At 32.1% G+C, this 8,188-nt stretch carries 15 protein-coding genes; 3 read left to right on the top strand and 12 right to left on the bottom strand.

The genetic code is table 11. From position 1 onward, the window contains the following. Positions 1–148: 148 nt before the first annotated feature. From ACTQZK_RS13105 to ACTQZK_RS13125, 5 genes are all read right to left on the bottom strand, one after another. Positions 149–1,087, bottom strand: coding sequence for a DUF1351 domain-containing protein (locus ACTQZK_RS13105; protein WP_441899740.1), 939 nt, complete (start codon positions 1,085–1,087; stop codon positions 149–151). Next, positions 1,087–1,830, bottom strand: coding sequence for an ERF family protein (locus ACTQZK_RS13110; protein ID WP_002401996.1), 744 nt, complete (start codon positions 1,828–1,830; stop codon positions 1,087–1,089). Before ACTQZK_RS13110 ends, ACTQZK_RS13105 begins: the two co-directional genes overlap by 1 nt. Before the next feature lie 200 nt (positions 1,831–2,030). Continuing rightward, positions 2,031–2,204, bottom strand: coding sequence for a hypothetical protein (locus ACTQZK_RS13115; RefSeq protein WP_002395693.1), 174 nt, complete (start codon positions 2,202–2,204; stop codon positions 2,031–2,033). An 11-nt stretch (positions 2,205–2,215) separates the two neighbouring features. Further along, positions 2,216–2,401, bottom strand: a complete 186-nt coding sequence (locus tag ACTQZK_RS13120; protein WP_002364665.1) for a hypothetical protein — start codon at positions 2,399–2,401, stop codon at positions 2,216–2,218. 10 nt (positions 2,402–2,411) lie between these two features. Next, positions 2,412–3,122, bottom strand: a complete 711-nt coding sequence (locus ACTQZK_RS13125) for a Rha family transcriptional regulator (protein WP_441899741.1) — start codon at positions 3,120–3,122, stop codon at positions 2,412–2,414. A 79-nt stretch (positions 3,123–3,201) separates the two neighbouring features. On the opposite strand from ACTQZK_RS13125, the gene ACTQZK_RS13130 reads away from it, so the two are divergent. Together ACTQZK_RS13130 and ACTQZK_RS13135 are read left to right on the top strand one after the other, a co-directional pair. Continuing rightward, positions 3,202–3,624: a hypothetical protein gene (locus tag ACTQZK_RS13130; protein ID WP_010828994.1), complete on the top strand. Its 423-nt coding sequence runs from the start codon at positions 3,202–3,204 to the stop codon at positions 3,622–3,624. A gap of 198 nt (positions 3,625–3,822) precedes the next feature. After that, a complete protein-coding gene (locus ACTQZK_RS13135) occupies positions 3,823–4,011 on the top strand; it encodes a hypothetical protein (protein WP_010822646.1) in 189 nt (62 codons plus the stop codon). Here ACTQZK_RS13135 and ACTQZK_RS13140 read toward each other — a convergent pair. The 4 genes from ACTQZK_RS13140 to ACTQZK_RS13155 all read right to left on the bottom strand — a co-directional run bounded on the left by ACTQZK_RS13140 (position 4,001) and on the right by ACTQZK_RS13155 (position 5,765). Next, on the bottom strand, positions 4,001–4,156 hold the full coding sequence (locus ACTQZK_RS13140) for a hypothetical protein (protein ID WP_010822645.1): 156 nt from the start codon (positions 4,154–4,156) through the stop codon (positions 4,001–4,003). The two genes, ACTQZK_RS13135 and ACTQZK_RS13140, sit on opposite strands and share 11 nt — an antisense overlap. Before the next feature lie 269 nt (positions 4,157–4,425). Continuing rightward, on the bottom strand, positions 4,426–4,755 hold the full coding sequence (locus ACTQZK_RS13145) for a DUF771 domain-containing protein (protein ID WP_141442174.1): 330 nt from the start codon (positions 4,753–4,755) through the stop codon (positions 4,426–4,428). Between the two features lie 15 nt (positions 4,756–4,770). Further along, positions 4,771–4,974: a helix-turn-helix domain-containing protein gene (locus ACTQZK_RS13150; RefSeq protein WP_002296611.1), complete on the bottom strand. Its 204-nt coding sequence runs from the start codon at positions 4,972–4,974 to the stop codon at positions 4,771–4,773. Positions 4,975–4,997: 23 nt separating this feature from the next. Next, complete coding sequence (locus ACTQZK_RS13155; protein ID WP_441899742.1) at positions 4,998–5,765, bottom strand: phage antirepressor KilAC domain-containing protein; 768 nt, start codon at positions 5,763–5,765, stop codon at positions 4,998–5,000. Between the two features lie 299 nt (positions 5,766–6,064). Between ACTQZK_RS13155 and ACTQZK_RS13160 the strand changes: the two genes are divergently transcribed. Next, positions 6,065–6,385, top strand: coding sequence for a helix-turn-helix domain-containing protein (locus ACTQZK_RS13160; RefSeq protein WP_128437535.1), 321 nt, complete (start codon positions 6,065–6,067; stop codon positions 6,383–6,385). Positions 6,386–6,447: 62 nt separating this feature from the next. Here ACTQZK_RS13160 and ACTQZK_RS13165 read toward each other — a convergent pair whose 3' ends face one another. The 3 genes from ACTQZK_RS13165 to ACTQZK_RS13175 all read right to left on the bottom strand — a co-directional run. Continuing rightward, on the bottom strand, positions 6,448–7,101 hold the full coding sequence (locus ACTQZK_RS13165) for a hypothetical protein (RefSeq protein ID WP_441562954.1): 654 nt from the start codon (positions 7,099–7,101) through the stop codon (positions 6,448–6,450). Then, positions 7,091–7,594, bottom strand: coding sequence for a Panacea domain-containing protein (locus ACTQZK_RS13170; protein ID WP_142425754.1), 504 nt, complete (start codon positions 7,592–7,594; stop codon positions 7,091–7,093). Before ACTQZK_RS13170 ends, ACTQZK_RS13165 begins: the two co-directional genes overlap by 11 nt. Positions 7,595–7,887: 293 nt before the next feature. After that, positions 7,888–8,188 (bottom strand): SH3 domain-containing protein (locus ACTQZK_RS13175; RefSeq protein WP_441562955.1); only part of this gene is annotated, 301 nt, incomplete at its 5' end.

Consider the following 8,188-nt stretch of genomic DNA (forward strand, 5'->3'; position numbering starts at 1 on the left):
TGTTTTTGAGACATCTGTCGATTATCTAAGAATTCAACTTTCGCTAAATTATCATCGTTATTAGCCAGAAGTTCGAGAAAATTTGAATTTATTTCATCCTCAAATTCGATGACCAATTTATTTCCTATGTGGTTTATTATTTTTCCAATCACTCAATCACTTCCACCATAATGCCACTATCAACTATAAACTCATTAAGTGCTGTCAATTGACTGTGCGAACCTGAAAGTCGTAATGTTACTGTATTTTTATTTGTATCTTTTACTTCCGCTTTTGGTGATAGTTCACTGACTATTTCTCCTGTATTTTTGTCAATTACTTTATCTTCTACGACTGTTTCATTTAATTCTCGCATTGCTGCTTCATATTCTTCATGTGCTTTCTGTTGTTCTATAGCCCTTTGTTCAGCGGCTTTTTTCTTTGCTAGTGCAGCATCAATCTCAATGATGAATTCTGCAGCAGTTTTTCCGTTATCAATTTGACTTAACCACGAGTAAGGCTCTAATCCTAATGCCTTTACATAATTTTCTATAATCGCTTTTTCTCCTATAACTCGCTCTTTTTCTTTAAAAATCATTGTCATATCGGCAGCAATTTCTTCTAAAGTTTTTTTATTTATTTCTCCTTTTGCAGTAAAAGAACTCTTATTTAACCAGTTATTTCTAATACCTACTTCTTCTACCTCAACGCTATAGTTTTCTGACATTTCTTTAATAGTATCTTTGATTTTTTCAAGCCTCTTAGAACGTTCTGTTTCTTCATATAATTGGATACTTTCGTTGATGCCATCACTTACTAACTTAATTTGTCCAACATAAGTTTTAATTTTGTCTTCAAACGATTTCAAGGGTTTGTTATACTCGTTTTTTATTGCTTTGCGCTCATTATCTAAAAGTGTCGCCACTTTATTTAAATCCGCTTTTGCTTGCTTGGCTTCTGGAATATTCGCATCTGTAAAAATCATACTTGAGTAATGATTTACTGCTTTATCAACCATTTCTTTTAGTTGCGATTCGTTCTGAATTGTTATTTCACTGGCTTTAAAATCTACTTTAAACTGCACATTTGTTGTTAATTCATTTGTCATTACCTTTGCCCCCAGTTAATATTTTTTACTTGATCATTTGTATTGTTTTTATTGATCTCTATTTCATAGTTACTTTTCCACTTATTTAACTGTCTCATTGCTTCTGGATACTGTTTATCTGTCATACTGTCTAATGTTTGTGCACCAACATGTTGCAACAATCCATTTCTAACAACTTGCATATCGCTTGAGCTTAGTTCCGCTACTTTTCTTATTAAATCGTTCATCTCTGATATTTGTTTACCATTAACCAAATTTATTGGTTCTTTAGCATCAAGCTTCTTTTGAAATGAATCAGGATCATCTTTATCTGTTGCAATATTAAAAAATTTCAATAAAAAATATTTTTCTGCATAAGTTAATGCTTTACCTACACCCTTCTCACCAGCAATATCAACACCTTGTGCATACCACTTTGATTCCAAAAAATCTTCTGGATTATCAATATTAATCCAGCGCATAGTCATCTCAAGTTCAGTAAAATATGTTATTCTTTGTTTCTGTTCCGTCTGTTTCGTGTACTTATTGTATTGATTTATAATCTCTATCTGGTCCTTAACTTTATGGCCTGTAATTGCTGGCTGTAATAACAATCCCATTTCATTAATTTTTGAATGTAAAGCTCCTAGGACATCACTTGACCCAACATAATTAAATTGACTTCCTGATTGTTCTTTTTTTAAATAAGATACTTTTTTTCTTACTTCTGCTAATCTTTGATAAACATTTAGTTGTTCAGCCATTTAACAAGACCTCATTTCTGTGATATAATTTTTCTTGTATAATTTTTGTATGCGACTTATTGCTTGCCGGCTTAAGTCGCTTTTTTGTCGTCATGCGACACCTCTACGCTCTTTTTGTTGCGCAATGTATATTTTATTTTTTTGTTGCTTGTACCATAAATCAGCAAGTTTTTTTGTTTGTTCTAATTTGTCTTTTCTTGTCACTTCTTAACCTCTCTATCTTCAAGTGCCAGATCATAAAACAGTGTCCAAATGATGAATAAGCCGATATAAATATTTTGGATAATCGGATTAAAATTTCCGCCTACTATCAACCCCAATCCGAAAACGATTAGCAACACTGCAATTCTTCTTAAGTTATAAATTTTTCTCATTTCATTTCTCCTTAAATATGCATTCTATTTTGAATCTCTAAGTATCTTAAAAATTCAAGTTCTTTTTCAATTTGATATGCTTTTCCTTCGGTCAGTTGTTCTGATTGTCTAAGCGCTGCTCTATCATCTTGTAGCTGTTTACGCTCTTTTTTGATTTGGTTGAGTATCCAACTTTCTTGTTCAGTTGTATAAGCCATAATATTCTCCTTACGCAATGTCGTTTAAGTCAAAGCTCATTTGTCTTACAACTGTTTTTGTGGCTGTAGACGGCTCCCAGTCATTGATATACTCAATTACCATTGGATAATGTTTTTCTCTTAATTGTGATCGGGTACCCACACCTGTGATTTGCTTAATACCTGAATTAATATCTTTGTAAAGCTTGCCACGCTGTTCCTTTGTGATTTTTCCAAATCCTCTTGCAACTTCTGCTACTCGTTGATGAACTCGACGTGACAAGTAGCTATAATCATCTGCACCGATTTTTTGATTGTCTTTTAAGTCGGCTACTTCTTTTTCAATTACATCTACACGCTCATTTGTTTCTTCATTTGCTGATAAAGCAAGCATCGCCAATTGTCTTTGCGAGGTTGGAAGTTTAGGCTGTTGAATTTCTTTTTCCATTTGATTAAAAGCTTCGATATATTTCAATTTAAATTGCAAAGCTTTTTGACCAGTGAATCCCATTGCTAATAATGTAAATCCGTCACGGTTCATAATTACTTGGCGATAAGATTGTTTGTTTTGCGGATGAATGTAGGTATCTTCGTAAAATAGGTCGGCATAATTTTGTGCCACCCCCTCTTTTAATTCATCAATGGCTTTTAGAACAACTTTGTGTTCTTTTCCGAAAGTTTCTGCAACTTGTAAACTACTTGTTACTGCTTGTTGATCTTTCATAATTACTAAATTTGTCATTTGGTTTACTTCCTTTCTGGTATAATTAGTTTATCGGCACTTACTATGTCAAAATAATTAATTTAAGGTGGTAGTTAGCATGAATAACCTAGAACATACAACTAAAAAAATAATTAAATTTATTTATGTTCAGCCAGAAGTTTCTGTATCAATTGAAAAGATACTAAGAAAATTTAAGTGGTTGAATCGTGATGACTTGCAATCAATCTTGCATCAAATGGAAGAAAGTAATTTTGTTGAGTTATCTCCTAAAAGTTCTTTTACATTTGAAACAGTCGGAACTATTGATGAGGGAATATATGAAGAAAGTAAAAATAAAAAATCATCAACCTTAATTTTTGCTACGCATGTTTCACTAACTCTCAAAGGCAAAGACAATGCAGAAGAACAGCATGCTTTACTTTTAAAGGCACGTAAGGAACTCATCGCTCAACCTCTTGTCAATTCTCTAATTTCTGGAATTATCGGTTTTATCTTGGGCTATTTTTTCCACTCAATGTGACAAATAACCTATAACAGCCGCTAAAATTAAAATAACTGTAGTATAGATAGTTTCTGGCATTTTTTTTAGTCTTTTTCGCTCCGGATCATACTGGAGCTTTTTGTGTTTCATATTCATTTTCCGTTTCTTCCTTTCTGGTATAATTTTCTTATCAGCAAGTGGTCTGCTGAAATAATTTATGATTGGTGGTGAAATATTATGGGTATTAAGATAAATGGTATGGATAACTTAAGAAAAAAATTAAATGATCCTGCTACACTTGCAAAAAAAGCTATGGATAGTAAGGGTGGCCATCCTATAAAGTGTCCTAATTGCGGAAAAACAATTAAAGTAACATCAAATGGTGCTAAGTGTACTTGTGGACAGAAAATAGAACTTAATTTTTAAGATCTACATCAAATTCAACTGAAGCCAATTCGTCTGCCAACGTTTTGGCTTCTTTTATTAATCCAATTAATCTTTCTGCTTTTTTTGTAGCTTCTTCAATTCCTTTAACTTCCACATTAATTTGTAATGACTGTTCCTTCTGCATTTTTTTCATCTCCCATTCTGATTTTGTTTCACTCCTGATAAAATTTTCTCAATTTTCTCTTGACGAGTAGTTATTCTCCTAGCTAATTCTTCCGATATTTTATTAATGCCACATTGCGGGTTTACATTAATATTTTTTGGATCCTTGCTACTCTCAATAGCTTGGAGCATTTTTGCTATCTCTTCTGGTGTTCATTCGATTGTTATTTTCATGTTCTGCCTCCTTAGTTATTTTGTTTGTATTTGTTGCATTGCCCTTATTTACAAGTTTTAGTTGCTCCCTTTCTTTAAAATATCTGCAAAATTTTCATCTAAAAATTCAAGCATTTTTCTTCTTTGAAAAAGATAGGTGTCGCGACCGTCCCCTGGATAATAAACAAAACCATCTTTATTTTTATCTATATCTAATATTTTTCTATATCTGGGATTTTTCAATACATTACTGGTAAACCATTCATATCCACGATTTACCCTGTCTAATACTTCTTTCAACGTCATCCAGTTTCCTGTCTCATCAGCTTTTTTTAATTCTTCATATTCAACTTTAGAGATAATAACGTAATCTGAAGGTACTGGAATTTTAGCTTCTAGATATTGCATTAGTTGTTCCTCCCTTTACAATTCGTACATAGTGATAATCGAATCTATAATTCTGTTTGCTTCTGCAGAAGTCTTTTTACCGTTTAAAATTAAAGATAAGTAGCTTTTGCTAATGCCGAATCTTTCAGCAAGCATGGTGTAAGTTAAGAACTTTGAACTTTCGACATATTCTTTGATTTTTTCTCTATCTCGTTGAGTGATTTCTGCAATGTCAGTCATACTAAAACTCCTTTCTAACCAATTTACTCTAAATCCATTTGAGGGTAATATCCTTCTTTTTTTAGTAATTCGTAGATAAATAGACGCCCTTTCTGTGTCCATTTGGTATTCATTACAATTTTAGAGCCACCATCGGCTTTCGGGATCTCAGTTGTATGAGATTTTGTGTATCCTTGGTTCATGTGTTTTTTGCACAATAACCATTGGTTACCGACTTTTTTCTGAATACCTAGTTTATGAAGTAATTTATTCATCTGTTGTGGAGACATCCCATAATCTGCTGCAATCTGGCTAATTGTTACTGAATCTGTAGAAGATAATATGCTATCTAAATAGGAGATTTTGGGTTCGTACTCTGCAATCTTTTGTTCTGCGATTAATCTTCCAGTTCTTTCTTCTTTTAGTTGAGTTGCTAATTGAATGATTGTATCTGGATTAAGCAAAGCTTCTTCTACTTTTTCTGGAGTTAGATAACCTCCATGTTTTCTAATTGCTGGCAACACTTCACTTGTTACCCAACGTTTAAATTTTTTGGCAGAGGGAAGTTTTGATTTTAAGATTAAACTGTAAAGGCCTGACTCGTTGATGATTGTCATATTACGATTTTGACCTGATGCACTAATTCTGTGCATTAGCTTATCCTCTTCATCAACATGATTTCTGACAGCGTTGTCTGCGCGTTCGTATCCAAGAATTTCGGCTACATCTTTTCCTACGAAATACGGTTCATCATTTACTAAAATTGTCCGAACTTCGTTTTGTTCGAAATTAAAAATTTGTGGTGTGTTCATATTTCTCATTCCTTTCTTTTATATTCGTAAACAAATTTAACAACAATTATCTAACCAGTGTTGACTTTATTAGATTAATAATCTATACTAAATGCATAGTTAAATAAGACATAAAACAATTGATTTAAAAAGCTTTCTTGGCGGTTGGCGTTTATTAATCGATAGTATTTTTTGTTGTCTTTTTAGTTGTTAAATTTGTTTACAAAACATAGTATAGCTTAATAATGTATATAAGTCAACTATTTTTATATTATTTATCTTAACTTTTTTTGTAAGCATTCAGAAAGGTTGATTTATCAATGAATACTTACGAAATAATAAAGGAGTTAGCAAAAGAAAAAGGATTATCCATTAGACAGCTCGAAATGAATTTCGGGTATTCGAATGGATATTTAGGAAGTTGGAAAAGACAAACTCCTAATTCTATTGAGTTAGCTCGGTTAGCTGACTATTTCGATGTCTCTGTAGACTTCCTTCTAGGTAGAGAAGAAAGAGAAACGCCTAAACATGTGGATTTATCAGAAGACGATACTGTTTTTTCTTTTGATGGAAAAGAAATATCTAAGGAGACAATGCGTAAAGCGATTGCAATTGCTAAAGCTTTAGAAGAAAATGAATAGTTGGAGTGATGGGGTGTATGTATTTAAAGTTGAAAGAAATGCTGAGTGAGTATAATTTAAAGTTAATCTATATGGAAATGGAAGAACCAGGTTTTTATTATCCAAAACCAAGAATAGTATTTTTGGAAAGTTCTTTCTTTCACTTGTTCTGGGTTAAGTCCTTTATGTCCTGAAATTAAACAAAGATGATATATATCGCAAAAAATCAACTTATAATTAGTTTCTTTATTGCCTGTCTCAGTAATTTTCAAGTAAATGCGAAAGGGATTTTCTTTATTGCCCTTTTCATAATGATGGATTCCATCTATCTTAAATATTGTCTCATTTTCGGCATTTAAAGTTTCATTTACTCCATATTCTTTTAAAACACATCGTAATGTGTCAGTATTCCCCTTAGAAAAATCAACTTGCTCATTGTTAGAACAAATGTAACTTATGTCATTAATTATTTTATCAAGAGTCTCCTTTGTCGTAATAGGTACATTATTTTTATTTATAAAATTAGTAAACTGTTTTTTTGGTAGTTTTTTTGAAATTAAAAATTCACTAGACACATCTATCTGTCTTGTTCTATCAGGTTCTTCTAAAAAAATTTCTCCACCATTTTTTAATTTGGCTTTTATATCAATTGTATTTTGAGGCATTAAAGTTTTTTTTACGACTTCATTACTTACTTGCGTTCCATTTTTTTTAGATACTTGAAAATCAAATAACACTAGCTTTGTATTCCTCTATGATTTTATCTTTGTTCATTTCCCTTTGATTATCTTGATAAGCGTTCTGCCATTCTAAATCTTCATGGCTTCTTTCGACTAATGTAAAATCTCCCATCTCATCAGTTTGTTTGATAACTTGGGTAATTAACTCATCAACAGCACGTTCCTGTTCAGTTAAAGGATTCCAGCTCTCTGCTTCATCTATTTTTTCAGGATTACGCTTGTTAATGTTATAAATACATCTTAAAACTGGACCGTATTGCCAAGCTTCGAATTTTTCAGAAAAAATATATTTAGGAAAGTCAGAACTTCCCTCGAATTTTTTCTCTGCCTCATTTTCTGAATTAAGTTGTCCCAATGTAGCTCCATAAAAGGCAAAAATAAAATATAAAGTTTTTTGTAGTCTAAGAGGAGTCATTTCTCTTGTAGATCTATCTTTAACCAATTTAGCTAAAGTAAGAATATTATTAAAAACTACTTCTTTTTCAGCCATTAAATCATTCCTCCTTCACGATACATAGAATAAGTTAAGTTTCCCTCAAGAAAATTATCCGATAGTCCACTTAAAAAGTCAACTCCTTGAGCTAATTAACTATCTAATCTTATAATAAATTTAGATAGAAAATTCATTACCAATAATGATTAAGAAATTCTATAATATTATTTAATAGTTCTTTTTTCTCTATCAATACTAATTTACAATTTTGCTTACAGAAACGATTAACTTTAATACGGGGAATATATATGTAACATCTCTCAATCATTAATAATTGAGAGATATTTGCTTTAATAACCAGTTCCCCAGGTATTCGATGAGTTGCCGTCATTCGGCCCCACAGGGATATAAATGCGTGTTCCGTTAACATCAGAACCACCTAAGAAAACATAGCCATCTGCGATATGAACCGAATCATATTTAAATTGTGAATATTTCGGCCACACACCGTAAACTGCCGCTGACAAACTCGGTGCACCATTGCGAAGAACAATACCTTCATTTACTCCGATAGTAAATGTTTTTGCAGGTGTCGGCTTGCTATTTTCCCACAATTCTGCAATATCTCCATCGTTTGCATAACCTAAAAGT

This window comes from Paraeggerthella sp. LCP19S3_G8 (genome assembly GCF_052119225.1).
Lineage (GTDB): Bacteria > Actinomycetota > Coriobacteriia > Coriobacteriales > Eggerthellaceae > Paraeggerthella > Paraeggerthella hominis.

Bases quoted from the DNA above. Each gene is read 5' to 3' on its own strand.
- ACTQZK_RS13125 (WP_441899741.1), bottom strand. From the start codon at position 3,122: ATGACAAATTTAGTAATTATGAAAGATCAACAAGCAGTAACAAGTAGT.
- ACTQZK_RS13110 (WP_002401996.1), bottom strand. From the start codon at position 1,830: ATGGCTGAACAACTAAATGTTTATCAAAGATTAGCAGAAGTAAGAAAA.
- ACTQZK_RS13150 (WP_002296611.1), bottom strand. From the start codon at position 4,974: ATGACTGACATTGCAGAAATCACTCAACGAGATAGAGAAAAAATCAAA.
- ACTQZK_RS13145 (WP_141442174.1), bottom strand. From the start codon at position 4,755: ATGCAATATCTAGAAGCTAAAATTCCAGTACCTTCAGATTACGTTATT.
- ACTQZK_RS13120 (WP_002364665.1), bottom strand. From the start codon at position 2,401: ATGGCTTATACAACTGAACAAGAAAGTTGGATACTCAACCAAATCAAA.
- ACTQZK_RS13130 (WP_010828994.1), top strand. From the start codon at position 3,202: ATGAATAACCTAGAACATACAACTAAAAAAATAATTAAATTTATTTAT.
- ACTQZK_RS13105 (WP_441899740.1), bottom strand. From the start codon at position 1,087: ATGACAAATGAATTAACAACAAATGTGCAGTTTAAAGTAGATTTTAAA.
- ACTQZK_RS13160 (WP_128437535.1), top strand. From the start codon at position 6,065: ATGAATACTTACGAAATAATAAAGGAGTTAGCAAAAGAAAAAGGATTA.
- ACTQZK_RS13170 (WP_142425754.1), bottom strand. From the start codon at position 7,594: ATGGCTGAAAAAGAAGTAGTTTTTAATAATATTCTTACTTTAGCTAAA.
- ACTQZK_RS13115 (WP_002395693.1), bottom strand. From the start codon at position 2,204: ATGAGAAAAATTTATAACTTAAGAAGAATTGCAGTGTTGCTAATCGTT.
- ACTQZK_RS13155 (WP_441899742.1), bottom strand. From the start codon at position 5,765: ATGAACACACCACAAATTTTTAATTTCGAACAAAACGAAGTTCGGACA.
- ACTQZK_RS13140 (WP_010822645.1), bottom strand. From the start codon at position 4,156: ATGCAGAAGGAACAGTCATTACAAATTAATGTGGAAGTTAAAGGAATT.
- ACTQZK_RS13135 (WP_010822646.1), top strand. From the start codon at position 3,823: ATGGGTATTAAGATAAATGGTATGGATAACTTAAGAAAAAAATTAAAT.